The organism is Sorangium sp. So ce321 (assembly GCF_051530195.1).
Taxonomy (GTDB): domain Bacteria; phylum Myxococcota_A; class Polyangia; order Polyangiales; family Polyangiaceae; genus Sorangium.
In genome coordinates this window covers 4,559,605-4,584,099 of sequence record NZ_CP150329.1, presented here as the reverse complement: position 1 = coordinate 4,584,099, position 24,495 = coordinate 4,559,605, and the positions used below count along the sequence as shown (strand labels likewise).

Here is a 24,495-nt window from a genome sequence, read left to right as displayed (position 1 = left end):
GTATCCGAAGCGGACGAGTCCCGCTCAAAGAGGGAGCCAGAAGTCGGGACCGAAGAGGCGCCGAGCGGCCTCGATCGTGCGGAGGGCGCGCGGGAGATCGAGCTTCGCCTGGTGCTCGGCCAGCTGCACGACGTAGGGGATCCAGAGCGGCCGGCAGACGACCAGCGCGGCGAGGTGGAACTCGGCCTCCTCGGTCTGGCCTAGATCCGTCGAGACCTTCCCGAGGATGGTGTGCACCGGGACCGGCGAGCCAAGCGGCGCGATCGCCGTCGCGCAACGCCGCACCCCGTCCGCGGCCTGCTCGCTGGGGTGACGCCGGAACTCCTGGAACGCCTCCTCGAGCTCATGCTCGTCGCTGACCTGCTCCGGCAGGTGCTCCGCGACAAGCTGCTTCCAGTGCTCGACGAACGGCAGCGCCGCGAGCGCGGCCGACCTGTCCGCATGGGCGACGAGCAGATCGGCCTCTTTCCAGTCGCCAGCCTCGCGGGCGAACTCGAGCCCGGAGACGACGCGGGCCTCCTCGTGAAGCCCCGGCTCCTTCGTCAGCAGCCACCGCTGCCAGTAGAGCGCTCCCCGAAAGGCCACGCGCGCAAGCGGCTCCTTGTTCTCGGCGCGCATCTGCAGCGCCACGCTGATGAGCGCGCTCTTGTGCCGCTGCACGTCCTCGACCACGAGGCTCGCCGGCCAGGCACAGAGCCCGCACGCCTCGGAGATCATCGCGCTCCCCTCGCGCCGCGCGCTGGCTCCGCTCCGGCAGGCCGTGCAGAAGGAATCCGCTGCGACACAGGTCAACGCTACCACGACGCACGCGCCACGCGAGAGGTCGTCAGGGGCAGGTGATAGGCAGACCACAGCCGCGACAGCGACGGCCGGGCAGCCGTCGCCGCAGCAGGCGGCATGCGCCGAGCCGTGCAGCCCGACGGAACCGTGCGGCACGCGCCGAGCCGCGCGGCCACGCGATCGGCAGCCGCAAGGCCGCGCGAGCAGCACCGCCTCGCGGGCACATGGACCTCCACCGAGGCTTCCTGCACAATGGGCGGCTGGCGGCAGCGACCGAGCGGTCGGGACGGCGACCGCTCGAGGTGCTGATTGGCGAGCGAGCTCGTGAGGACGGTCCGGCAGCGTGGCGCGCGTGGCGGTAGGGAGCGCCGACCATGAGCCAGCGCGATCTCTACCGCGCCGCGTTCGAGGCCGCCGAGGACGCGCTCCTGCTGCTCGAGGGCGGCCGCGTGATCGAGGCCAACCCGAGCGCGACGCGGCTGTTCTCGGGCACCGCGGACGGCCTCCTCGGGCGCGCGCTCGCGGACCTCTCGCCGCTCCTCCAGCCCGATGGGCAAGACTCCGCCGGAGGGCTGAAGCAGCGGATCGACGCCGCGAGCCGCGGCGAGCCGCAGCGGTTCCGCTGGCTCTACCGGCGCCCCGGCGGAGGCCTCATCGTGGCCGACACGCAGCTCGCGCGGCTCGCCCTCCCCGACAGCGTCGCGCCGATCCTGCGCGCCGTCGTGCACGAGGAGGACAAGGAGCAGCGGCGGCTCTACGCGCTCGCCGTCGACATGCTCGGCATCGCGACGCTCGACGGGCGCTTCAAGGAGCTCAGCCCGTCGTGGGAGCGCACGCTCGGGTTCAGCCGCCAGGAGCTGATGGCGCGCCCCTACCTCGACTTCATCCACCCCGAAGACAAGACGCGGACCCTCTCCGAGACGGATACGTTCTCGACGGGCGCGCAGACGCTCACCTACGAGAACCGCTTCCTCTGCAAGGACGGCTCGTACCGGTGGCTCGAGTGGAACGCGATGCTCGCGCTCGACGAGGGGCTCGTCTACTTCGTCGCCCGCGACGTGACGCGGCGCAAGAGCGCCGAGCTGGCGCTCCGCGAGTCCGAAGAGAAGCTGCGGGCGCTGTACGAGGGCATCCCGCACTACCTGACCGTCGTCGACAAGGACGGGCGGATCGTCTCCGCGAACCGGTCGTACCCCGGGGTCTCCATGGAGAGCCTCCTCGGCCGGAGCCTCTACGATTTCACGGCGCCGGAGTACCACGACACGGTGAGGCAGGCGCTGGAGGCCGTGCTCACGACCGGCGGCCGGGCGCACTACGAGGTCGTCGGCGCCGGGGCGAACGGCGGACGGGCGTGGTACGCGAACCACGTCAGCGCGATCCCGGGCGCCGGCGAGGTCGCGAACGCGCTCATCGTCTCGGAGAACATCACGGACCGCCGGCACGCCGAGGAGCAGCGCCGGCAGACCGAGGCGCGGTTCCACGCGGCCGTCGAGGCCAGCATGGACGCGTTCCTCACGATGACCTCCCGGCGCGACGAGAGCGAGGAGATCGCCGATCTCGTGATCACAGGGCTCAACGCGCGCGCCGCGGCGATGCTCTCGATGCCCCGCGAGGAGCTCCTCGGCAAGCGCCTCTCGGAGCTCGAGCACTCGGTCGAGGCCGACGTCCTGCTCGACAAGTGCCTGCGCGTCGTCCGGAAGGGCACGCCGCTCGAGGAGGAGATCCTCCTGCCGGCGCCGCCCGGCCAGGCGTCGCGCCCGGGTACGTGGGTGCACCACCAGATCGTGCCGATCCAGGGCGGCGTGGCCGTGACGATGCGGGACACGACCGATCGCAAGCGGCTCGAGGATCAGCTGCGCCAGTCGATCGATCGCCTCGAGGCGTACGCCGAGGAGCTGGAAGGCAAGAACCGGATGCTCGCCGAGGAGAACGCCGAGCGCGAGCGGACCGCGAGCGTCCTGCGCCAGCAGCAGGAGGCGATCCGCGCGCTCTCGACGCCGATCATCCAGGCGTGGGAGGGCGTCCTCGTGCTGCCGATCATCGGCGCGCTCGACAGCGGCCGGGCCACGCAGATCATGGAGAAGCTGCTCGGGGAGGTCGTCCGCACGCAGGCCCACTTCGCCGTGCTCGACTTGACCGGCGTGGAGGACGTGGACGCGCCGACGGTCGACCACCTGCTCCAGGTGGCGCGGGCGGCGAGCCTGCTCGGCAGCCGCTGCCTCATCTCCGGGATCTCCCCCGGAGTCGCGCAGGCGATCGTGGAGCTCGGCAGCGACGCGCGGACGTTCGAGACCTTCGCCGAGCTCGAGGACGCCCTGCGCCACGCGCTGCGCGTGTCGGGCGCCCGGCTGCCGCGGCTGGGGCGCGGGAAGCGCTGAGGCGCCCGGCGGAGCCGCGCGCTACGCCTCGTCGGCCTCGATCTCCTCGCGGAGCTCCCGGGCCCGCGCCGCGTGGCGCGCCGCCTCGGAGCCCTCGCCGATCGCGTCCGCGTACGTCGCGGCGCGGGCGTACGCCGCCGCCGCCGCCCGCAGATCGCCGCCCCGCTCGTAGTGGTGGGCGAGGAGGGCGGCGCACTCGTCGCCCGGCGCGCGGTGCTCGAGCCAGTCGGCGACGAGCAGGTGGATCCGCCGCCGGATCTTGAGGCTCAACGTCTCGTAGGCGACCTCGCACGTCGCCTGCTCCGCGAAGACGTACTCGCGCTCGCCCGGGAACGTCGCCGGCGAGCGGAGCCGGATCAGCTGGCGCTCGCAGAGGCGCGCGAGCAGCTCGGCGGTGGACGCGCCGGCCCCGTGGCGCACCGAGAACGGCGGATCGAGATCCTGGAGCTCCGCGAGGATGCGCTCGCTCGACATCGGCGAGCGCGCCTGCGGGGCGTCGTTCCGGAGCCGCTCGACCGCGCCCTCCCAGAAGGTCCGGCCGACGACGGCGGCCTGCGCGAGGAGCCCGCGCGCGTCGGCGTCGAGCCGATCGAGGCGGGCCTGGACCAGGCCGTGCACCGTCGGCGGCAAGCTCAGCGTGCCCAGCCCGTCCTCGCGGACGCGCCACGCGCCCCCCTCGGCCTCGATGGAGCCGGCGTCCACGAGGTGCTGGAGCATCTCCTCGACGGTGCGCGGGTTGCCCTCGGCGCGCTCGGCGAGCGCGCGCACGACCTCGGGGTTGAGCTCGGGGACGCAGCGGAGCCGATCCCGGATCATCTCCTCCGCGTGACGCCGCGCGAGCGGGAGCGCGTCGACGCGGACGTAGGCTTCCTTGGCGATGCCCCAGTCCGGGCGGCGCTCGTAGAGCTCGGGGCGCGCGGCGCACACGACGCAGAGCGGCAGCCCCTCGGCGTGCGCCACGAGCTCCTCGAGGAGATCGAGCGTCGCGTCGTCGGCCCACTGGAGGTCGTCGCAGATGATCACCATCGGTGTCCGCTCGAGCGCGAACGTGATGAGGTGCGCCAGCGCGGAGGTGATCCGGCGCTTCGCCAGGACGCTGCCGCGCGCCGCGGAGTCGAGCAGCCCGGCGGGCGCAGGCCGCGCGCCCAGGATCGCCGCCAGCCGGGCGAGGATGTCGTCGAGATCGCTCGAGCCGAGCGGCCTCGCCAGCGACGGAGAGGGATCGAGCTCGTCGTCGTCCTCGTACCGCACGGCGCCGGGCCCCCTGCGCCCGGTGACGGTCGAGCTGATCGGCCCGCGCAGGGGGACGGACGACGCGCGGGTCACGACGGGCGACGCGCCGCCGAGCGCGGCGCGGGTCCCGGCGCCGGCGGCCTCCCGCTCGGCGCGGGCGCGCGCGCGCGCGGCGCGCAGCCGGAGCCAGCGCAGGCCGCGGCGCAGCTTGCGCAGGATGACCTGGGCCGGATCGGCCTCGTAGATCCCGAACCACCGGCGCAGCAGCGCGCCGGCCAGGCCGTAGCTCGTCTCGCGCGCGAGCGCCGAGCACTGCGCCGAGAGGACGAACGGCTCGCCGGGCGACGCGGACGCGGGGCCGTGCTCGGACGCGGGCGCGCCGCCCTCCGGCGCGCCGCCGCGGAGGCCCGCGAAGAGCTCGGTGAGCATCCGCGTCCGGCCGACGCCCGGCGCGCCGACCAGCGTGACCAGCCGCGGCCGGCGCTCGTGGAACGCGGTCTCGACGAGGTCGCGCAGGCGCTGCATCTCCGCGCCGCGCCCGACGAGCCGCGTCGCGATCCCGTGGAAATCGGGCGGCGCGGGCGCGTGGTGGGGCGGGCCCTCGCCGAGCACGCGGTAGCTCGGCGGCGACGCCCCACGGTAGCTCGGCGGCGACGCGCCGCGGTAGCTCGGCGGCGACGCGCCGCGCGCGGAGGACTCCGGCGCCGCCCTGCCCGCGGCGGCGCCCCCCTCGAACGGCTCGACCCGGAACCGCCCGAGGACGAGCCGGTGCGTGTCGCGGCCGATCACGATCGCGCCGCGCGGCGCGCTCTGCTGGAGGCGCGCGGCGCCGTCGACCGCGTCGCCGATGACGGCGAGATCCTGGCGCGACGAGCCCGCGGCGCCGACGAAGACCCGCCCCGTCGTGATCCCGATCCGCACCGAGAGGTGCACCGATCGCGCCGCGCGCGGCAGCGCCAGGCGCGGGATCGCGGCCTGCGCGCCGAGCGCGGCGACGATCGCCCGCTCGGCGTCGTTGTCGGTCGAGCGAGGGACGCCGAAGACGGCCATGACGCGCCCGCCGATGGGCCGCTCGACGACGCCGTACATCCGCTCGACGTGCTCCGCGAGCACCTGGTAGCAGCGGTCGACGACGTCCTTGACGTCCTCGGGGTCGAGCCGCGACGAGAGCGCGGTCGCCTCGGACAGGTCGGCGAACAGGACGGTGCACACCCGGTGCTCCCCGCCCTCGAACGGCGCCACGGCGCGGCCTCTCGACGGGCTGCGGTCGGGGCTCACGGTCCCCCTCACGCCGCTGCTCTCCGGCGCCCACCGCGGCGGCGATGGCGGCGGCAGCGACGCCGGCCGCGGCGACGGCGGCGGGACCGATAGCGACGGCGGCGGCGGCAGCGGCGGCAGGTGGACGGCGGCGAAATCGAGCAGCCCTTCGTCGTCGTCGTCGGCCGCGTCCGGGCTGAAGGCGGGCGCGCGCAGGGTGTCGCGCGCCACCACGACGACGCTCGCGCGCTGGGCGGCTTCCAGGGCGGACCACATCTCGCCGAGGTTGTGGAACCGCTGCGAGGGGTGGATCGCGAGCGCGCGGCCGAGGACCGCCTCGACGTCGACGCTCGCGTTCACCCCGCGGCCGCGGAGGCTCGGCCGGAGCGCCTCGTCGCTCGACGAGACGAAGAGCTGGATCACGTCGCTGCCGGAGAGGGCGGGATGGCCGCTCGCGACCTCGATGAGGATGAGGGCCATCGCGTAGACGTCCGTCCACGGTCCGGTGGCGCCGAACCGCGGGCTGAACTGCTCCGGCGCGCCGTACTGCGGCGTGAACGCGCGGAACGTTCGTCCCGTCTGCACGAGCGCCTCGGCGAACTTCGGTGTCTCGGCGAAGACCTTGGCGAGCCCGAAGTCGAGCACCTTCATGCGATCGCCGAGCAGGAACAGGTTGGCCGGCTTGACGTCGCGGTGAGAGACGTTGCCGTCGTGGGCGACGGCGAGCGCGGACGCGACCGGCGCGAGCAGCTTGAGCGTGTCGGCGAAGCTCCTCGGCGGGAGGTTCTGGGCGCGGCGGCGCTTGAGGTCCTGCTCCAGCGTCTCGCCCTCGAGCCACTCCATCACGATGTACGGCGTCCACGGCCCGTTCGGCGCGGCGGCGGCGCCGATGTCGAGCGCCTGGACGATGCCCATCGTCCGTCGCGAGAGCTGGTGGAGCAGGCGCGCCTCCTCGCGGAACTTGGCGAGGAACGCGTCCTGCTGATCAGGGCTCAGGCCCGTCGGGATCTTGAGGCACTTGACGGCGACCGGGGCGTCGAAGCCGAGGTGCCGGGCCCTGTAGACGACGCCGAAAGCGCCCTCGCCAGCCAGCGCCTCGACGGCGAACTGGCCGTCGATTATCGACCCTACCCAGCCGAACGGGTCGCTGGCCTGCATCGTTGCCTAGGCTACCTGCTGCGACGAACCACGAGCAAGGTGGCAGCGGCGGCCAGGCGGCCGTCGAGGGGAGGTGCGGGGCGGGGCGCGCGTGGGGGCCCCGCCGAACTCGCAAGGGCCGCTCGTGTCTCCCTCGCTGCGCGAGGGAGACACGAGCGGCAAAGATGTGCTCGGACAGCGGCCCGTCCCCACGCGCGCCCCGCCCCGCACCTCCCCTCGACGGCCGCTCCAGGGGGGAAAGGGGGGGTCGGCGCGAGCTGCTGGGGGGATACGGCGCGGGCGGGGCGGTGAGCCGAGGAACGCGGACGGTGGGAAATGAAGGGTGCTGTGGGCTCAGGTCGCGCCGGGCCCGCGGACGACCGAGCTCAGTTGACGACCGGGGTGAAGCAACCGATGGACGTGTCGATGCGGAAGTTCGACTCGGTCGTACGGCGCTCGGCGAAGAAGAAGTCGAGCGCGTACTTGTTGCCCGGGGTGATGCCGAGCTCCTGCGCGCGCGCGTCGAGGTCGATCGTCGCGCTCTCCGGCTTGTGAATACCGCCCAGATCGATCGCGAGGCGGCCGTTGATGAAGGTGAAGAGGTCGTCGTCGCCCGAGAAGGTGAACACCTCGCCACCCTTGTATTCAAACGTGGTGTGGAGCTCGAGCGTGAAGTGATAGTTGTGGCTCCGGTCCTCGTTGCCAAACCCCATGTCGTCGATCGGGAAGAAGTCGGAATCGTCGTACGTGGACGTGCCGTTCCCGTTGTCCGTGAGCGAGATGGATATCTGGATGGCGGTGTTCACGTCGGGCACGTCGCGGAACCACTGATCGAAGGCCTCCTTGCCGGTCGTGGTCAACGTGCCCTCGCTGCCGCCCGCATAGACCGGCTTGCCGTCCGGGCCGAGCTGAGCCTCCACGATGCCCCGGTCCTCCCCGGGCCGGGCCTCGAAATCCGGGTGCGAATCCTTGAAGTCGCGCACGATCGCGATGAGATCGCTGCCGCAGGCGTCGCCACCCGCGCTCGGGTCGCCGCCGACGCCGCCACCGAGATCTCCCCCGAAGTCGTCGCCGTTCGCCGACCCGTCGCCGTTCGCCGACCCGTCGCCGTTCGCCGACCCGTCGCCGTTCGCCGAGCCGTCGCCGTTCACCGACCCGTCGCCGTTCGCCGACCCGTCGCCCTCCGAGCCAGCGTCGCCGCTCCCCCCTCCGCACGCGGTCGTCGCCACGAGCGCCACGAGCGCCGAGACCGCCACCATGGTCCGCCGATAAGCCATCATGTCTTGCCCCTTTTCCTGAGCGGGAAAAGCCACCGAGTCCGCCTGGAACGACGTCGGAGACGCCACGCCGCCGATGTCCTCCCCGGTGCGCGGGGGTGCGTCGAACGGGTCAGTTTTTTTTCAGAGAGCGGACCGATATCCGAGCGCCCTCGGGCGCCGCAGCTCACGCCTGCGATCGCCGCGCAGGGACGCCGTAGAAGTAGTACCCCTCCCCACGGAGTGGGAATCTGTAGGTACCGTACTCCCACGTGAACGCGTCGCCGAGCGGGGCGACCATCTCCCGCAGCTCGGCCTCGGAGTAGACGCGGAGCGTGCTCACCAGGCCGTCCCACACGCTGGCCGCGGCGGCGATCGGCGTCGCCCACGTGAGCCACGCCTTGGCGGCCCGGGAGCGGCGCGTGAGCAGCGGGTTCGCGGCGAGCGCGGCGACGCCGACCGGGACCATCGGCAGGAACCCGAGCGGGTTCCGCTCGAACCCCTCGGACAGGAAGATGCCGGACGAGCCGCGCGCCGCGTCCGCGAGGATGGCGCGCGCGAGCTCGGGAGAGAAGTGGTGGAACGCGTTGATCATCAGCCGCGCGCGGCCCTCGGCGAGCGCGGGCGGGATGCGCGTCGCGTCCACGGGCGACGGCTCGAAGGCGACGAACGACGGGTGCCGCGCGGCGGCTTCCGCCCACGCCTCCGGCTGCGGCAGGAGATCCGTGAGCACGAACCGCGGCGGCGTCGTGCCGGCGCGCAGGAGCTCGCCGATGAGCACCTCCGACGGCCCGGCCGCGCCCGCGCCGAGCTCGATCACCTCGGTCGCCCCGGAGGCGGCGAGGAAGCCGCGGAACGGCTCGATCAGACCGCGCAACATGCCGCCCCACCGGATGGTCCGGCTCAGCGACTCGATGATGAGCTCGCGCAGCGGACCGGGGGCCCACGGCGAGTCGTTCCACTCGAAGAGCGAGAGGCGAGGCAGGGAGCGCCGCATCGGTTTACCGTCGACCGCCATGGGCGGCGGCGCCATCCTGAACACATGAATTTCCTGCTCCATCGCCACCTCGCGGCGCGCGACCTCGGCTCGGTCGCCGCGGGCGCAGGAGCGATGCTCCCGGACCTCTGGCGCATGGCCGACCGGCGCGTGAGGCCCTCGCGGGCAGCCGAGCGCCCCGCCGCCCTGCCGCCCCGCCTCGCCGAGGTCCTGGCCGGCATCGATCACCACGTCGCCCTCGACCGCTGGTTCCACGCCGCGCCCGTGTTCGTCGAGGGGGAGCGCCGCCTCGCCGAGGCGCTGCGCGGCGCCTCGCTCGGCGCGCCGCGGCTCGGGCTCTTCGCCCACGTGCTCTGGGAGATGTGCCTCGACGGCGCCCTCCTGCGCCGGACCGGCCTCGCGCCCGCCCTCGAGGCCCTCCGCGCCGGCCTCGCGGCCGTCGACGGCGCGCCAGGCGAGACGGCGGCCTCCATCCACCACTTCCTCCGGCGCGCGCCCTCCCCCGCCGGCGCGCCCGCCGACGCCCCCTCACCCGCCGGCGCGCTCGCGGACCGCGCCGCCTTCGAGGCGCGGCTCCGGCGCATCTACGACGAGCTCGCCCGCGGCCCCTGGATCGCCGGCTATCAGGACGGCGCCGGCCTCGCGCTGCGCCTCGCGGGCGTGCGGTCGCGGTTCGGCATGCCCCCGTTCACGCCGGAGCAGCACGATCGTCTCGCCGCGCTGCTCGACGGCCTCGCCGGCGCGGCCGACGCGGCGGTCGACGACATCCTCCGCACCGCGCCGCTCGGCACAGGCCAGTACCGCGTGGCCCAGCTCCGTCCGTGATTCGAAGAGAGAAAGAACCACAGAGGCACAGAGGGCACAGAGGGCACAGAGGGCAGAGAAGATTTTTTTCTTCCCTCTCTCCTCTGTGCCTCTGTGGTTCGAATCTTCCCATCACGGAACCGCTTCTTCAGCGGTTCACTCGTGGACGATTACTGTCGTGCCCTCGCCCAGCTCCTCGCCCGTGTTGATGGCGTGCCAGCCCGGCGGCACCCTGGGCTCGGTCCACAGGAACACCCGGTGGGCGTCGATGGGGGACATGTTGATGCAGCCGTGGCTGCGCGGCGTGCCGAAGACGTCATGCCAGTACGCGGCGTGGAGCGCGTAGCCGCTCGCGAAGTACTGGATGTACGGCACGTCCTTGAGGGCATAGGTCCCCTCCCCGCGGCGCCGCGTGACGCCGTACTCGCCGTCGCCCTTGCGGGGGGAAGCCGCCTGGCCCTCCGCGGGCTTCGCCGCCGCGCTCGCGCCCGGCTTCTTCGCGGCGCGCTCCTTCGAGGAGCCGCCCTTGTCCGGCTTCGCGCCGCGCGAGGCCGAGGGGGCGTCGGCCGTCGTCTCCGCCCGGCCGCCGACGCTCGACGACTCGTTCGAGTCCATCGTCGCCGTGATGTGCTTGTTGCGGATGCGGAAGATGCCCCGCACCGTGGCGGTCGTCGTCTTCGGGTCGGCCACCCCGGCCTGGCCGGTCGAGACGAGCGTCGCGTAGACGGGGCGCTTGCCCTCCCAGAGGACCAGCGTCTGGTGCTGGATCGACACCTCGATCCACTTCTCGCCCTTCTCGGCGACCTCGGGCCAGGCCGACGGGGCGACCGCGAGCCCGACATCCAGCTGGCTCACGTACCGCTGATCCCTGGTGCGGTAGTACTTCACCCCCTCGATCCGGCGCATCCGGCCCGTCAACGGGATGACGTCGCGGAACGGGAGCTCCTTGCCCGGCGCGGTCCTGTCCCCCTGGATCTGCACGTCGCGCGCGCTCCGCGCCCGGACGAAGGCGAGCGGCAGCGTGACCTGGTCGTTCAGCTCGACGCCGTGCCAGGGAGAGCCCGTGTCGGGCTTGATCTTCGTCGCGGGCGCGAGCCGCAGATCGGTGGTGATCGCGAACCGCCGGTTCAGCGACTCCGGCCCGGTCGGGAACGATCCGATCAGCGACAGGCCGGTGAAGCGCCGCGCGCGATCGGCGAAGGCCGCGTAGTCCGGGACCTTGAAGTCGCTGATGTTGCGGATCAGGCGCTTGCCGCCCTCCAGCCAGAACGGGATGGGGTCGCTCTCCCCTGCCGCGCCGAGCAGGGCGCCCTCGCCGAGCTCGAGCGAGTTCTTCCCGAGGCCGAGCTCCCCGAGCTGCTTGCCCGGCAGCGGCACGCCGCGCTCGTCGATCGCCACGTCGTTCGCGCCGAGGACGACCCGCTGCACGGTCGCCTTGTTCTCCTCGAACCACGCGAGGTGCTCGTCGAGCTTGAACTCCGATTTGCGCTGCTCCTCGGCCGTGGGGACGCGCAGGTAGAGGGGCAGCACGGCGCGGACGAAGGCGTACTTGTACGGGAGCGCGGTCCTCAGGTTCGGCCCCGGGCCGGCGGCCTTGAGGATGGGGTCGTCGAGGTCGAGCGTCGCGTCCTCGCCGACGCAGAGGAAGCCGCGCGGCTCGATCGCGTACCAGCCGCCCGGGCAGCCAGCGGTGCCGGCGGGCTCCGCGGCGCGGGGCACCCTGGCGCCGACGCGCAGGTAGCCGAGCTTCTTCGACGTGTCGCGCGGCTCCTTGTAGACGGTCGCCACGAAGGCGGTCACGCCGAGCAGCGGCCTGTCGCTCGGCACCTCCGCCGCGGCGCCCACGTCCGCTACCGCCGGCTGCGCCGCGGTGGCCGCGAGCGCCGCGCCGGTCGCCGCCGCGCCCGCGTCGTCAGCGGCGGCCCCGGCGTCCGCCGACGCGCCCGCGGGCTTCTGGCAGGCGCACGCCCCGCACGCCGCGGCAGAGAGCGCCGCGAGGTGAGCGAGACGAGCGAAACGAGCGAAACGAAGAACAATGCGCGCTGCGCGCATCGAGCGCAGCGCACGACGAGGCTTCCCGGAGGACAGCAGGCCGCCCATGCGGGCCTACTTGCCAAAATCGGCGCGCGACGAAAAGCCCAAAACACGCGGGGGACGGCGGCGCGGCCGCGGTCGCCGCGCCGCTCAGGCCAGGAGCCCCGGCAGCGGCCCCGTACAGTACGCGGGGTTGCCGAAGGTCGAGACGTCGACGCCCATCGCGTTGCACAGCGCGACGAGCAGGTCGTTGTGGGGGTCGCCGGCGTAGCTCAGGAACCGTCCGGTCCGGAGAGCCCCGCCGGCCCGCCCCGCGATCACGTAGGGCATGTCGCGCCGCGAGTGGCTCTGCCCCGCCGAGATGTCGGTGCACCAGAGGACGATCGTGTTGTCGAGCAGCGTGCCCGCCCCCTCCGGGACGGCGTCGAGCTTCCCGAGCAGGTACGCGAGCTGCTCCGCCTGCCAGCGGCCGATGTCGACGAGCTGCTGCTGCTTCGCCTGATGGCCAGGGCTCGAGTGCGAGAGCGCGTGGTGCGTGTCCGACTGCCCCAGCCAGGTGAACACCTTCCCCGCCTGCGTCGCGCTCCACTGGATCGACGCGATCCGCGTGAGGTCGCAGGCGAGCGCCATCGCCAGCAGATCCATCTGCAGCCGCCCGATCGCGGGGAAGTTGTCGTTCGCGTAGACGTCGAGCCGCTCGCCCAGCTCCGGCACGGCGCACGCGCCGCCGAGGAGCCCCGGCGCGTCGAGGCGCTTCTCGATCTCGCTCACCGCCTCCAGGTGGTGCTCCAGCTTCTGCCGGTCCTCGCCCCCGAGCTGCCGCGCCAGCGAGCCGTAGTCCTCCATGACGCTGCCGAGCACGCGGCGGCGCAGCGCGCGCCGCCGCTCGAGGTCCGCCGGATCGGCGCTGAGATCGTTGAAGAGCCGGTCGAACACCGCGCGCGGATCGTCCTCGGGCGGGACCGGCTGGCCGGGGCCGAGGTACGAGATGCGCGACGAGACGTTGGCGTACTGGACCTGGACGCCGAGCTCGAGCGACGAGAGCTTCGTGCGCTGCCCCAGCCTCGCGGCGAGGAGCTGGTCGACGGAGATGCCGCCGCCCCACCCGACGAGCGCGGCGGGGTCGCACGCGTACGGGAAGAGCGTCCCCTCCTGGAGCTCCGTGCCGGTGAGGGCCTGGCCGATGCCCTGCTGGTGGGGGTCGCCCGGCCCGTTGTAGGCGGACTCCATGTCGACGCCCTCGATGACGAGCAGCTTGTCCCGGTAAGGCGAGAGCGGGGCGAGGATCTCCCCGAGCTCGAACGCCGTCTCGGTCCCGGTGGGCTGCCAGGCCTCCTTGACCGTGCCGAGGCCCGTGAAGAAGACGACGAAGCGCTTCGGGAACTCGACGGCGCTCGCCGAGCCGGACATGGCGTCGAGGAACGGGAGCGCGACAGCGAGCCCGCCGGCCCCGCGCAGGAAGGTGCGGCGATCGAGGCGCCACCGCGACGACCGGCGCGCGGCGCCGCTCACGGCTCACCCCCGGCGCCGGGCCCGCTCCGGCGGTAGCGGAACGCGTCCGTCTGGGTGAGCGCCACGAGCAGCGCCTTGATGTTGTACCCGCTCTCGGCGAACGCCTGCTGGATCTGGCTCATGCTGCACTCGTCCTCGGCCTGCTCGGCGCGGCCGTAGCCGAAGCGGAACCACTGCGTCGCGACGCACTGGCGCACCTCGTCGCTCTCCGCGAGGCGATGCGCGAGCTCCACCGCCCCGTCGAAGCGTCCATCCGCGCCGCGGCTCCCGACGATCTCGCCGCTCGCGTCGACCGGGACCTCCTGGTCGACCTCGCGGTAGAGGCCGATGCCGTCGTAGTGCTCGAACCCGAAGCCGATCGGATCCATCAGCCGGTGGCAGCCCGCGCAGCCCGGGTCCTGCGCGTGCTGCTCGAACTGCCGGCGGGTCGGGATGCCCGGCCTGACCGCGGGCGGCTGGATGTCCACGTCGGGCGGCGGGGGCGGCAGCGTCTGGCAGAGCAGCCGCTCGCGGACGAACTTGCCGCGGTGGACGGGCGAGGACTGGTCCGGCTTCGCGAGCACCGACAGCAGGCTCGCGTGCGTGAGGAAGCCGGCGCGCCGCGACGGATCGAGCGGCACGACCTCGAGCTCGCCGGGCGACGCCGCGCCTTCCGCCGGGGCCTCCAGCCCGTAGAACGCGCGGAGCTCGGCGTTCATCAGCGAGTAGGGCGCCGTCAGCAGGGTCGCCACGTCGCCGGCATCGTCCTCGAACACGACGTGATCGAGGAACGCCTCGGTCTCGGCCCGGAAGAGCGCCGGGAGCCCGCCGTGGTACTGCGGGTAGACCGCCGCGTCCTTGGCGAGGGTGTCGATCTTCGTGAGCTCTAGCCACTGCGCGTGGAAGTTCGCCACCGCGGCGCGGGCGCGCGGGTCCTCGAGGAGCCGCCGGGCCTGCGCGGCGATCTGCTCGGCGGTGCGGAGCTCGCCCGCTTCCGCGGCGGCGAACAGCGCGTCGTCGGGCATCGAGCTCCAGAGCAGGTACGAGAGCCGGGAGGCGATCTCGTGATCGGAGAGCGGCACCACGCCCTCCCCGGCGGGATCCGGCATGCCGAGCTCGACGCGGTAAAGGAAGTGCGGCGACTGGAGCATCGCCTGGATCGCGAGCTCGACGCCGGTCGAGAAGCCGTGCTCGTCGTTCCCCCAGGCGAAGAGCCGCTCGAGGCGCTCGATCTCCGTGGCCGTCAGGGGCCGGCGGAACGCGCGCTTGCCGAGCCGCTCGATGAGCTCCGCGGCGCACGCCTCGGGCCCCTGCACCGCCGGGTCGCAGCCCTGGAGGAGCCGCTCGAGATCCTGCGCGGCCCGCGCCGCGATCGCCTCGGAGGCCTTCATGAGCTGCTCGGCGAGGAGCTGCGTGACGCCGAGCGCGGCCGCCTGGTTGTTGAACCCGAGCGCCTCCTCCTCGATGACGAAGGCGTCGGCCGGCGCGCTGTCGTCGCCGAGGAGATCCCGGATCGTGTTATTGTATTCGAAGCGCGTCATCCGCCGGAGCGGCGAGGCCCCCGGCCGGATCTCCGTGCAGCGCAGCGCCTCGTCGCTCGCCCCGCCGTCGGGCCTGCCGGAGCAGGCGGCCGCCGTCGCGAGGACCAGGGCGAGCCCCGGTGTCCTGAAAGGCCCGCGCCCGGCGCGGGGGTGCCGTCCTCCCAAGCGATCCATCTGCCCTCTACCCCCGACGTGTGGTCCACGATGCGTCGCGTTGAGGCGCTGCGCATCGTGCGACGACTTTTCTTACTCCACTGAAGGCAGTTACGGAAGGCAAGGGCGGCGGCGAGATCCCGTGAGTCCGGTTCTAACGGAGTCTCGTAGCGACACTGCATGTCGCGGAAAGATCGCCTAGGGCATCGAAAAGACGCTGGATTCTGTGGGTTGGTCGCCTGTAGGCTCGCGCGCGTGCAAGCTCCGGTCGACGTCACTGCCGCTAGCGAGAGGCCCGTGCGCAAACCCTTCAGGACCACAACGTCGTTCCTTTCTTCTATGAGCCTCTGCGGGCGGATCCTGCTCGGGCTCTCCGCCGCCACCACCGCGACGTTCGCGCTCGCGCCAGTCGCGCTCGCCGCCCCCAAGGCGTCGAAGTCGATCGCCGTTCGCATCGAGGGTCCCAACGCGGATGACATCCGCGAGGACATCCTCTCCATCGTGCCGGAGACGCTGGGGGTCGTGGAGCCTGACGCGTTCTCGAAGGCGCTGAAGAGCGCCGGCCAGGCCAAGCCGGTCGGGGACACGCTCGTGTCGAAGGCGCAGCGGAAGAAGGCCATCGACCGCATCCGCAAGGCAGGCAAGGCCGCGAAGGCAGAAGGGGTGATCTACGGCGTCTCGCGGACCAACAAGAAGAAGAAGAAAGAGGTCCACCTCGTCTACGTCGACGAGAACGCCGGCGACCTCGCCGTGGACAGCGCGGTGCCGCTGAGCGGCTCGCGCGACGACCGCAAGAAGGCGCTGGAGGAGCTGCTCGGCCCGACGCTGGCGCAGATCGCGCCGCCGCCCGCCGACAATGACGACAAGGCGAAGGGCGACGGGGAAGCCGAGGGCGAGGAAGGCGACGGCGGCGAGGGCGACGCGGAGAAGGACGGAGGCGGCGAGGAGAAAGACGAGGGCGACAGCGGGAAGGACGACAAGGGCGGCAAGCGCAAGAAGCACGAGATCGGCTCGGCGCTCTTCTCAATCGAGCTCGGCGTCGAGTTCATCGGTCGCTGGTTCGACTACTCCGATCCGCGCACGCAGAACCTCCGGCCCTACGGCGTCTTCGGGCAGCCCGCGATCTCGGTCTCGGGCGAGCTGTACCCGCTCGCGTCCACGGACATCGCGGTGCTCAAGGGCCTCGGGATCACCGCGGGGTACGCGCGGGCGCTCGGCCTCAACTCGGCTGTGGGCGGCGGCGACCCGATCAGCACCACCTACCAGCGCATCAACCTGGGGCTCCGGGAGCGGCTGTCGATCGGCGAGAAGTCGGTGCTCGGGATCTCCGCCGGGCTCCGGTTCCTGACCTTCGAGATCGACGCGCCGGCGGACCTCGCCAGGACGGTGCCGAACGTCTCCTACACCCTGTTCCGGGCAGGCCTCGATGGGCGCTTCCCGGTCGGCCCTGTCGCGCTGGGGCTGGGCGCCGAGTACATCCTGCCGCTCTCGTCAGGCCCGGTCTACGAGCGGTTCACCGGGGCGAGCGTGCAGGGCATCGGCGCGCTGGCCGGGGTGATGATCCCGGTCGCGACCGGCATCGAGGCGCGCCTGCTCGTCGAGTACGCCCGGTTCTTCTCGTCGTTCCAGCCCGAGCAGGGCGACGCTTACATCGCGGGCGGGGCCATCGACCAGTACCTGGGACTCCGGCTCGCCGGAGCCTACGTCCATTGAGAGAGAGAGGTAGCACGTGACGTTCATGACTTCCCTTCACGGGCGCGCCGCGCTCACCGCGGGCGCCCTGCTGACCGGCGGCGCGCTCCTCATGAGCTGCGCTGGGACCCTCGACGAGGACGAGTTCCCCCCGGACGAGCAGGGCAGCGGCGCCGGCGGCACCCAGGGGGCCGGCACCCCCGCGGCGACCACCGGCGGCGACCCCGCCACCACGACCGCAGCCACCGGCGGCGACCCCGCCACCACGACCGCGACCACCGGCGGCGACCCCGCCACCACGACCGCGACCACCGGCGGCGACCCCGCCACCACCACGACCGCGACCACCGGCGGCGGGCCGACCGGATGCGACGATGCGCCGGCGCTGGTCACGGCGAAGTGCGCGAACGCGGGCTGCCACGACGCGAACTCGAAGCAGGCGGGCCTCTCGCTGGCCGCCGGTTGGGAGAACACGGTCCGGGGGCAGGCGTCCGCGTGCGGCGGCGGCGCCAGCGTGCTCGTCCCGGGCGACCCGGACGGCAGCACGATCTACACGAAGGTCACCCCGACCCCGACGTGCAACAACCGGATGCCGCTCGGCGGCCAGCCGCTCAGCGACACCGAGATCGCGTGCATCCACGACTTCATCGCCGCGCTCACGCCCTGAGGAAGTGAACGAGCGTCTGGCCGCCGCGGCGGCGCGGGCGATGCGGTCGTCTCCTCGGTGAGACCGCCTCGTTGGCGCCCCCGCGGCCAGACGCTACGCTCGCCGCGATGCTGCGCCGGCGCTCGTTCTGGATCGCCGCGGCCGCCGTCGCCTACACGGCCTTCGCCGCGCTCCGGGCCTCCGGCGGCCACGGGCCCGCGTGGCTCGCCCTGCTCGGGCTTCCGGCGCTGCTCGCCCTCGGCTTCCGGTGGGTCGAGCGGCCGCCGCGCGGCGAGGACCGCATCGAGCCGGCCGCCCGCAGCGCGGCCGCCGTCTGCCTCACCGGCGCCGCGATGCTCGCCGCCGCGCGGAGCGGCCCCACCGGCCTCGCGCTGATCGCGCTCGGCAACCTCGGCGCGGCGATGTCGGCGATGGCCGCCCTGGTCGGCCTCGCGCGCGTCGCGGGCCTCGGCGGCCTGCTCGAGTCCCCGCCCAGCACGCGGCGCCTCGACGCGGCGGCGTTCGCCTCGCTCTTCTGGACCGTGGCGGTCGCCCTGCCCGCCGTCTCGGCCGTGGCGCCGGCGCGCGCGGCGGATCTCGATCCGCTCCTCGTGCACTACGCGACCTCCGCCGCGTCGCTCGGTTCGCTCACGGTGATGCTCGTCGCGCTCGCGCGCGTGCGCATCGCGCGGCGGCTCGAGCTCGGCGTCGCCGACCGGGTGGAGGCCGCGCTGCTGCTCTCGGCGACAGCGCTCGCCGTCGGCCTCGCGGCGGCCTTCGTCGGCGTCGCGAGCCCCGAGGCGATCCTGCCCGTCACGAGCGCGATCGCGGCGGTGTGCGTCGCCTTTTGCACCGTGGCCGCGGACGCCGCGCAGGTCTCGCGCGCGCTCCGCCTCACGCTCGCCCTCGCGACGCTCGCGACCCCTCCGGCGCTCCTCGCCGTCTACGCGGTGCACGAGGCGCCGCGCGGCGACCTCGGGCTGCGCGGCGCGCCGCAGTCCTCCATCGGCGTCGCCGTGTTCAGCGCGTGCGCGATCTGCGCGCTCGCGGGGCTCCTCTCGCCGGCGCTCGCGCGCCGGTTCGCGCCGGAGGGGGCGCGCTGGCTCGGCGCCTTCGACGCCGCGACGCGCGCGGCCATGAACCCGGAGCCGGAGGCGGCGCTGGAGACGGCGCTCTCCGCCCTGCGGGACGCGTCGGACGCCGGCGCCGCGGCGCACGCCCCGCCGGCGCTGTACCTGCTCTCGCCGCCCGAGCGGGTGACCGTCGACCGCGCGGGCTACGCGCACACCGAGCCGGCGCAGGTGCCGGCGCGCCTCATCGAGCTCGCCCAGGTCGAGCCGGAGCGCGTCCTGCGCGTCGAGGCCGCCGAGGCGGTCCAGGTCCGGCGGCCGGAGGTGCGCCCGCTGCTCGCCTGGCTCGCCGAGCGCGACATCGGCGTGGTGGCCCTGGTGAACGACGCGGAGGGCCCGATCGGGGCGCTCGCGATCCCGCGGGGCCGGCGCGCGTCGCCGATGACGCTGGAGGAGGTGACCGGCCTGCGCGCCGTCGCCGACCGGCTCGGGGCGGTGATCGCCGTGTCGGCGATGCTGTCCGGGTCGCGCGGCCGGGAGGTCGCCGCCCGCCGCGAGGTCGAGGAGCGCGCGCGCGAGGTGAGCCGGCTGGAGCGCGCGCTGGCGCAGAGCGCGGGGCGGTTCCGCGCGATCGCGGGGCTCCTCGCGCGGCCGGCGCGCGCGGCGGCCTACAGCCCCGCGGCGCGCTCGGCGATCGAGCAGCTCGAGCGGCTCGGCGCGGCCGGCGCCCCGGTCACGCTGCTGACCGCGCCCGGGATCGACGCGGTGGCGTGGGGCGCGGTGGTCCACCTGAGCTCCGCGCGGTCCGAGGGCCCGCTGGCGATCGTCGACGGCGCGGCGCCCGCGCCCGAGGCGTTCGCGCAGGCGTTCGCGCAGGCGCGGGGCGGCGCGTCGGGGCGCGAGGGCGAGGCGCCCGCCGCCGGCTCCGACGAGACGCCGCGCGCGCTCGCCCTGTGGCGCGATCCGGACAGCTCGCCCATCGAGGCGGCGAGGGGCGGCACGCTGCTCGTCCTCGACGCGCAGGCGCTGTCGGCCGAGGTGCAGAGCTACCTCGGCGCGGCGCTGCCGGACGACGTCGGGCTCGTCGTGGCGGTGCCGCAGACGGTCGACGCGCTGGTGGCGACCGGCCAGATGAGCGAGCGGCTCGCCGACCGGCTCGGCGATCGGGCCGTCGCGCTGCCGTCGCTCTCGTCGCGCGCCGAGGATCTCCGGGCGCTCGCGCTGGACCACCTCGCCCGCATCGGCGTCCGCCTGCGCGGCCGGCCGTTCGGCCTCGATCTGCGCGCGCTGCAGGCCGTGCTCGACCATCCGTGGCCGGGCAACGACGCGGAGATGGGCGCGGTGCTGCTCCGCGCGGCGCTCGTGGCCGAGGGCGACGTGATCGGCGAAAAGGAGCTCGCCGCGATCGGGTTCACCCCGCAGCCGGCGCCTTTCGAGCCGGCAGACGGCGCCCGGAGCGAGGCGCGCCGCGCCCGGCGGCGGCGCGCGGGCAAGGCGGGGTAGCCCGGGCGGCCGCTGGCGTGCAGGACGCGGTGGGGGACCGCCGACGGCGCGCAGGACGCGGCGGGGGGACCGCCGCGGTCAGTAGAAGCGGTAGCCGAGGCTCACCGGCGCCGCGATCACGAAGCCGTCGAGCCCCTTCATGAACGTCGGCCAGGCGCTCAGGAGGAGCGCGCCCGACGTCCAGCTCGAGCTCGGCCAGTCCGCGAGCACCAGCGACACCTCGACGCTCCCGCCGAAAGCGAGCGTCTGGACCAGCGCCGTCTCGGGGAGGCTGCCCTCGCGCGCGTTCACGTTCACCTCGGTCCGGCCGTAGTTGAGGCCGACCAGATCGGACGGGATCTCCCCCTTCACGCCGGTGACCTTCGCGTTCTGCCCGACGGCAGCGGCGAGCCCCGAGAGGCCGAGCCAGAGGCGCCCGAAGCGCATCGAGGCGGAGGGGCCGCCAGTAAGGAGGTAGCCGCCGCCGAACCTGTAGCCGCCGAGCGCCCGGATGCCGAGGTGCAGCTCCTCGGAGAGCGCGATCCCGGCGAAGGCCGTGCCGCCGGCGAAAGGCCCGATCGCCGGGTCGAAGCTGGCGTGGCAGACCTCGTCATCGCAGGGCGCGATGAGCTCGCCCTCGCGTACATTGTAGCTGTACGAATACGTGCTCAGGTCGCCGAAGCTGCCGGCGTCGATCAGCCCGATCAGCGCGCCGCCGGCCAGGCCGGCCTCCAGCACGAAGGTCCCGGAGTGCTTCGGCGCTGCCGCCGGGGTCGGCTCCGGCTCCTCGGCCGCGTCAGGCGTGGCGGACGCCGCGCCTTCCTCCGCTCCCGCCACGCCCTCCTCCGCCCCCGCCACGCCCTTCCCGGGCCCCGCGGCCGCCGCGCCCTTCCCTGCCCCCGCCGCGCCCTTCCCGGGCCCCGCGGCCGCCGCGCCCTTCCCTGCCCCCGCCGCGCCCTTCCCGGGCGCCGTGCCCCCCTTGTCCGGCGCCGCCGCGACGGGCGACGCCGCCTCCTTCGCGGGCGCCTCTGCCGGCGCGGGCTCCGGCGCGGCCGAGCCGTCCTTGGCGAGCGCCGGGACCGCCACGGCTTTCCGTTCGCCTCGCTTGATCGTGACCGAGAGCTCCCACCGCTTCCTGCCGGGGGCGCTCGCGCTCACCTTGTGCTCACCGGGGTCGATCGGCCTGGCCTGGCCCCAGGCCGCGCTGTCGACAGGCTCTCCGTCGAGCGTCACCTCGAGCCCTTCGATGGCGGCGGCCCGCGGCACGTTCAGCGTGAGCCGCGGCAGGCGCAGCTCGAGCTTCGCTCCCCTCGCCTTCGCGTCGGCCTCGAGGCGCTTGTTGCCCTCCTTGCGCGCCGCCGCGCCGAGGTCGATGTACTCGGCCCAGGCGGTCGCCAGCTTGCCCTGCTTCTCGTGGCAGGTGGCGAGCGCGAGGAGCGTGGCCGACCTCGGGCTCAGCCGGTAGCTCTCCTCGATCTTGGGGCAGGCCTCCGCGAGCTTGCCCTTCTTCATGAGCTGCTTGCCCTGCTCGAGCAGCGCGTCCGCCTGGGCGAACGCGACGCCCGGGCTCACCGCCAGCGCGAGCGCCAGCGCGACGCCGGCGACGCGCCGGGAGCGCCTGGAGCACCGGGCCGCCTCCTGGAAGCGACCGCCGAGACGCGACGAGCGCCAGGGGAAAGAGGGGATCGTGTCGGCGTTGTCAGCGTCTTGCCGGTTCAAACGGTTCGTCGCTCCAGAGCGGTGCTCGTGAAGTGAAGTCGAAGGCGCGATGAGCGAGACGGCGGTCGCGCTCGAGGGGACCGGAGCGTACCACGCCCCGTTTGCGCCGATCAAAGCCGCGCGGCGCGCAGCTCACGCCGCCCCGGAGCGCTCGTCGAGCAGCTTGATCCCCGCGGCGACCTCGCTGGCGAACGACTCGGCGATCGTCCGGGCCTGACCGAACCGGGACGGGACCTCCCTGGCGGCGCGCGCGAGCGCCGCGACGGCGAGGTCGTGGGGCTGCCGCAGGAGCACGCGGTACGCGAGGCTCCGGCCAGGGGGGGTGGCGACCACAGCGAGCGTCGAGGCCGACCACGCGAACGGGGGGCTCTTCCGGGTGGCGGTCGCGAGATCCGTGAGCGGCGTGCGCGTCAGCCAGAGGGCGAGCGCGTCGGCGAAGTCCGCCGGCGCGAGCCCGGGGATGCCGTGGCCCATGTCGGCCAGCGCGACGCGCCGGGTCTCGACCTCGACGTTGCGCAGCTGCCGCCACCGGAGCAGCCGCGCGGGCGGGCGCTGGCCGCGGAAGCTCGCGCGGCCGGTCCACCAGGCGACGTGCGCGTCCGTGCGGAAGCAGTCGAGCACGCGCGCGAAGGTCGCGTGCCGCGAGAGCGCGGTGGCGACGTCCGCCGGCGCGGGCACGAGCTCGCAGAGGTCGCGCACGCTCGCGAGCAGGCGGGGATACCGGCTGCGCGTCATGGCGCCGGCGAGCTCGTGGTTCGTGAGCTGGAGCAGGTCGTTCAGCGCGGCGAGGAGCGCCCAGTCGGCGGCGGCGAGCTCCGGGAGCGTGTCGATCGGGGCGATGAGGCGCGCGACGCGGACGCGGACCAGATCGATGCGGGAGCCGAGATCGCGGTCGAGCGCCGGCGCGCCGTCGCCGAGGAGGAGCGCGAGCCGGACCCCGAACGGGCGCACCGGGTAGAGAGGGCCGCCGAGGACGAGCGGGGCGAGCACGCTCGCCTGGAGCTCGGAGACGCGCTCGGCGATGGCCTCGGGAGGGGTCATACCCGGCCGGCGCCCGGCGGGAGCGCCTTCGGATCGGCGGCCGCGTCGGGCGGGGCGAGGTCGCGCAAGGGCCGGATGCCGACCCCGCCGAGGACGACCTCGGGCAGCTCCGTGGCCAGCGCGGCCGTGAGGCCCGTGGACCGCGCGGCCACCGGCGACCACTGCTGCGCCTCGAGGAGCGCCGCCTCGAGCGGGACGAACGCTTCCTCGGGCACGCCGATCGCGCGCGCGTCGCGCCCGATGAAGAGCGCCTGCCCGGCGGGGGCGCCGAGCGCGCGGAACAGCACGGCGGGCGCGACGGCCGGGACCGCGTCGTAGCCGGCGGGGATGTACAGCCCCGCGTGGACCTCCCGGAAGAACTCGCCGACCGGGATGCCCTCGATGCCGGTCGGGTGCCGGAGAAACGCGCCGGCGGCGGTGAAGGCGATGCGGGCGCGGCGCAGGGTGTCGGGGCCGAGCGCGTAGGCGACGTGCCGGAGCAGCTGCATCTCCTCCGGCCGGATCCACGACGCCGTGACCGATCGCCACGGCTCCGAGCTCGGGACGAGGCGGAGCGACAGCACGACCGACGCGGGGCGCTCGGCGTCCGCCGTCGCCCTCGCCACCGCGGGCTCGCGGCCGAGCTCCACCCGGGCGAACGCGGAGACGTCGCCCATCGCCGGCAGCTTCGCGATCTCCAGCGCCTCGCGGCCCCTACCGCGGAAGAGCACGAGGCCCGCCTCGCTGAACACAGGGCAGGCGCGGAGGTTGACCGGGTGCCGGAAGCCCACCTCCACCGCGGCGCCCGGGGCGACCGGGACGAAGTACCCGAGGCCCGGCGTGCCCGTGAGCAGCGGGACCATCCGGCCGGGGATCGCCGGCACGCGGAAGAGGTACCGGAGGATCGGGGCGTCATCGAAGCTCGACTCCGGCGGCCACTCGCAGAGGCCCACCTCGGCCTCGACGCTGCTCCGGGAGAAGTAGCGGATCAGCGCGGGGCCGAGCCCAGACTCCGCGAGCAGCCAGCGCGGCCCGGGCTCGCGCCCGGCGGCGGGGTCGAGGTGCGGCTCGAGCCGGAGCAGCAGCCCGCGCACGTCGAGGCGCCGCTCGACCTCGTACGTCTGCGAGAAGGCGTTGTGGTAGAGCGAGAGCGCCGCGTCGCTGGGCAGGATCTGCGGGACGTCGTACCCGAACGGGGCGGCGGCGTCGCGGTACTGGACGAAGTGGCGGCTCGTGCCGGTGAAGCAGTAGCCGCCAGCCAGCCGGGCGATCTCGGCGACCCGGTCGAGCCGGTCGCTGCTCTCCGCCGCGAACAGGAGGGTGACCTCCCGGGCGCCAAGCTTCGATCGCACGACCTCGACGACGAGCGAGCGGAGGATGTCCCCGAGCGAGCCCTGCCGCGTGTAGAGCGCGAGGAAGGCGACGAGCCGATCGATCGACGGCAGGAGGACGAGACCCTTGGCCCCGAGCGCGACGCCCTTGGCATCGAGCCCGAGGCCGGGCGTGCGCAGCCGGGTCTGATGAACGGCGACGCGATCGAGCATCGATTGGCTCCCGACGTTAGCGCAGAGCCGCGACCGTAAGAGGAGCCGCCGGAGCCGTCAAGGGAGGCCCGGCGAAGCTCGATCGACCGGCGCGGCGCGGCGCCACGTGACGACGAGCGGCGCGACAGCGCGTGGCAACGCCCGGCGGTCTCACGGCGCGCGCGACGCGACCGCGACACTGGAACTGCCATGAATGACGGCGTACTCTCGTCTCCGATGCGCCCAGTCGGAACACCGCAGGCCCCACCGGCCCGGCGCCCT

Annotated in this window: 15 protein-coding genes; 5 read left to right on the top strand and 10 right to left on the bottom strand. The window is 74.0% G+C overall.

The features are described 5' to 3' along the window. Positions 1 to 24: 24 nt before the first annotated feature. A complete protein-coding gene (locus tag WME89_RS17455) occupies positions 25 to 717 on the bottom strand; it encodes a hypothetical protein (protein ID WP_438010261.1) in 693 nt (230 codons plus the stop codon). 437 nt (positions 718 to 1,154) lie between these two features. Here WME89_RS17455 and WME89_RS17450 point away from each other — a divergent pair, with 437 nt between their 5' ends. Beyond that, positions 1,155 to 3,158, top strand: coding sequence for a PAS domain S-box protein (locus WME89_RS17450; protein WP_438010260.1), 2,004 nt, complete (start codon positions 1,155 to 1,157; stop codon positions 3,156 to 3,158). Between the two features lie 21 nt (positions 3,159 to 3,179). Here the strand turns inward: WME89_RS17450 and WME89_RS17445 are convergent, their stop codons facing one another. From WME89_RS17445 to WME89_RS17435, 3 genes are all read right to left on the bottom strand, one after another. After that, complete coding sequence (locus tag WME89_RS17445) at positions 3,180 to 6,806, bottom strand: protein kinase domain-containing protein (RefSeq protein ID WP_438010259.1); 3,627 nt, start codon at positions 6,804 to 6,806, stop codon at positions 3,180 to 3,182. A 365-nt stretch (positions 6,807 to 7,171) separates the two neighbouring features. Beyond that, positions 7,172 to 8,065: a fibro-slime domain-containing protein gene (locus WME89_RS17440; RefSeq protein WP_438010258.1), complete on the bottom strand. Its 894-nt coding sequence runs from the start codon at positions 8,063 to 8,065 to the stop codon at positions 7,172 to 7,174. A gap of 163 nt (positions 8,066 to 8,228) precedes the next feature. Next, complete coding sequence (locus WME89_RS17435; protein WP_438010257.1) at positions 8,229 to 9,101, bottom strand: hypothetical protein; 873 nt, start codon at positions 9,099 to 9,101, stop codon at positions 8,229 to 8,231. Between WME89_RS17435 and WME89_RS17430 the strand changes: the two genes are divergently transcribed. Then, positions 9,084 to 9,863 (top strand): hypothetical protein, encoded by a 780-nt coding sequence (locus WME89_RS17430; RefSeq protein ID WP_438010256.1) that lies wholly within the window; start codon positions 9,084 to 9,086, stop codon positions 9,861 to 9,863. The genes WME89_RS17435 and WME89_RS17430 overlap by 18 nt on opposite strands. A 135-nt stretch (positions 9,864 to 9,998) precedes the next feature. Here WME89_RS17430 and WME89_RS17425 read toward each other — a convergent pair whose 3' ends face one another. The 3 genes from WME89_RS17425 to WME89_RS17415 form a co-directional block, all read right to left on the bottom strand. Next, positions 9,999 to 11,894 carry a L,D-transpeptidase gene (locus WME89_RS17425; RefSeq protein ID WP_438010255.1) on the bottom strand — a complete coding sequence of 632 codons (1,896 nt, stop codon included), beginning with the start codon at positions 11,892 to 11,894 and terminating at the stop codon, positions 9,999 to 10,001. 132 nt (positions 11,895 to 12,026) lie between these two features. Next, on the bottom strand, positions 12,027 to 13,388 hold the full coding sequence (locus WME89_RS17420) for a DUF1552 domain-containing protein (RefSeq protein ID WP_438010254.1): 1,362 nt from the start codon (positions 13,386 to 13,388) through the stop codon (positions 12,027 to 12,029). After that, positions 13,385 to 15,082, bottom strand: coding sequence for a DUF1592 domain-containing protein (locus WME89_RS17415; RefSeq protein WP_438010253.1), 1,698 nt, complete (start codon positions 15,080 to 15,082; stop codon positions 13,385 to 13,387). The genes WME89_RS17420 and WME89_RS17415 overlap by 4 nt, the downstream gene beginning before the upstream one ends. A gap of 276 nt (positions 15,083 to 15,358) precedes the next feature. Here WME89_RS17415 and WME89_RS17410 point away from each other — a divergent pair, with 276 nt between their 5' ends. The 3 genes from WME89_RS17410 (at position 15,359) to WME89_RS17400 (ending at position 19,972) form a co-directional block, all read left to right on the top strand. Further along, complete coding sequence (locus tag WME89_RS17410; protein ID WP_438010252.1) at positions 15,359 to 16,774, top strand: hypothetical protein; 1,416 nt, start codon at positions 15,359 to 15,361, stop codon at positions 16,772 to 16,774. 25 nt (positions 16,775 to 16,799) lie between these two features. Continuing rightward, positions 16,800 to 17,420, top strand: coding sequence for a hypothetical protein (locus WME89_RS17405; protein WP_438010251.1), 621 nt, complete (start codon positions 16,800 to 16,802; stop codon positions 17,418 to 17,420). Positions 17,421 to 17,527: 107 nt separating this feature from the next. After that, the gene (locus WME89_RS17400) at positions 17,528 to 19,972 is read left to right on the top strand and encodes a hypothetical protein (protein WP_438010250.1); all 2,445 of its coding nucleotides are present in this window, start codon (positions 17,528 to 17,530) and stop codon (positions 19,970 to 19,972) included. Between the two features lie 78 nt (positions 19,973 to 20,050). Here WME89_RS17400 and WME89_RS17395 read toward each other — a convergent pair whose 3' ends face one another. The 3 genes from WME89_RS17395 to WME89_RS17385 form a co-directional block, all read right to left on the bottom strand. Continuing rightward, the gene (locus WME89_RS17395; protein WP_438010249.1) at positions 20,051 to 21,670 is read right to left on the bottom strand and encodes a hypothetical protein; all 1,620 of its coding nucleotides are present in this window, start codon (positions 21,668 to 21,670) and stop codon (positions 20,051 to 20,053) included. Between the two features lie 132 nt (positions 21,671 to 21,802). Next, positions 21,803 to 22,711 carry a hypothetical protein gene (locus WME89_RS17390; RefSeq protein ID WP_438010248.1) on the bottom strand — a complete coding sequence of 303 codons (909 nt, stop codon included), beginning with the start codon at positions 22,709 to 22,711 and terminating at the stop codon, positions 21,803 to 21,805. Next, the gene (locus WME89_RS17385; protein ID WP_438010247.1) at positions 22,708 to 24,234 is read right to left on the bottom strand and encodes a hypothetical protein; all 1,527 of its coding nucleotides are present in this window, start codon (positions 24,232 to 24,234) and stop codon (positions 22,708 to 22,710) included. Before WME89_RS17385 ends, WME89_RS17390 begins: the two co-directional genes overlap by 4 nt. Positions 24,235 to 24,495: the final 261 nt, after the last annotated feature.

Coding starts and splice junctions, on each gene's coding strand:
- WME89_RS17455 (WP_438010261.1), bottom strand. CDS start 717: ATGATCTCCGAGGCGTGCGGGCTCTGTGCCTGGCCGGCGAGCCTCGTG.
- WME89_RS17440 (WP_438010258.1), bottom strand. CDS start 8,065: ATGATGGCTTATCGGCGGACCATGGTGGCGGTCTCGGCGCTCGTGGCG.
- WME89_RS17390 (WP_438010248.1), bottom strand. CDS start 22,711: ATGACCCCTCCCGAGGCCATCGCCGAGCGCGTCTCCGAGCTCCAGGCG.
- WME89_RS17400 (WP_438010250.1), top strand. CDS start 17,528: ATGCTGCGCCGGCGCTCGTTCTGGATCGCCGCGGCCGCCGTCGCCTAC.
- WME89_RS17435 (WP_438010257.1), bottom strand. CDS start 9,101: ATGGAGCAGGAAATTCATGTGTTCAGGATGGCGCCGCCGCCCATGGCG.
- WME89_RS17405 (WP_438010251.1), top strand. CDS start 16,800: ATGACTTCCCTTCACGGGCGCGCCGCGCTCACCGCGGGCGCCCTGCTG.
- WME89_RS17450 (WP_438010260.1), top strand. CDS start 1,155: ATGAGCCAGCGCGATCTCTACCGCGCCGCGTTCGAGGCCGCCGAGGAC.
- WME89_RS17425 (WP_438010255.1), bottom strand. CDS start 11,894: ATGCGCGCAGCGCGCATTGTTCTTCGTTTCGCTCGTTTCGCTCGTCTC.
- WME89_RS17430 (WP_438010256.1), top strand. CDS start 9,084: ATGAATTTCCTGCTCCATCGCCACCTCGCGGCGCGCGACCTCGGCTCG.
- WME89_RS17445 (WP_438010259.1), bottom strand. CDS start 6,806: ATGCAGGCCAGCGACCCGTTCGGCTGGGTAGGGTCGATAATCGACGGC.
- WME89_RS17415 (WP_438010253.1), bottom strand. CDS start 15,082: ATGGATCGCTTGGGAGGACGGCACCCCCGCGCCGGGCGCGGGCCTTTC.
- WME89_RS17385 (WP_438010247.1), bottom strand. CDS start 24,234: ATGCTCGATCGCGTCGCCGTTCATCAGACCCGGCTGCGCACGCCCGGC.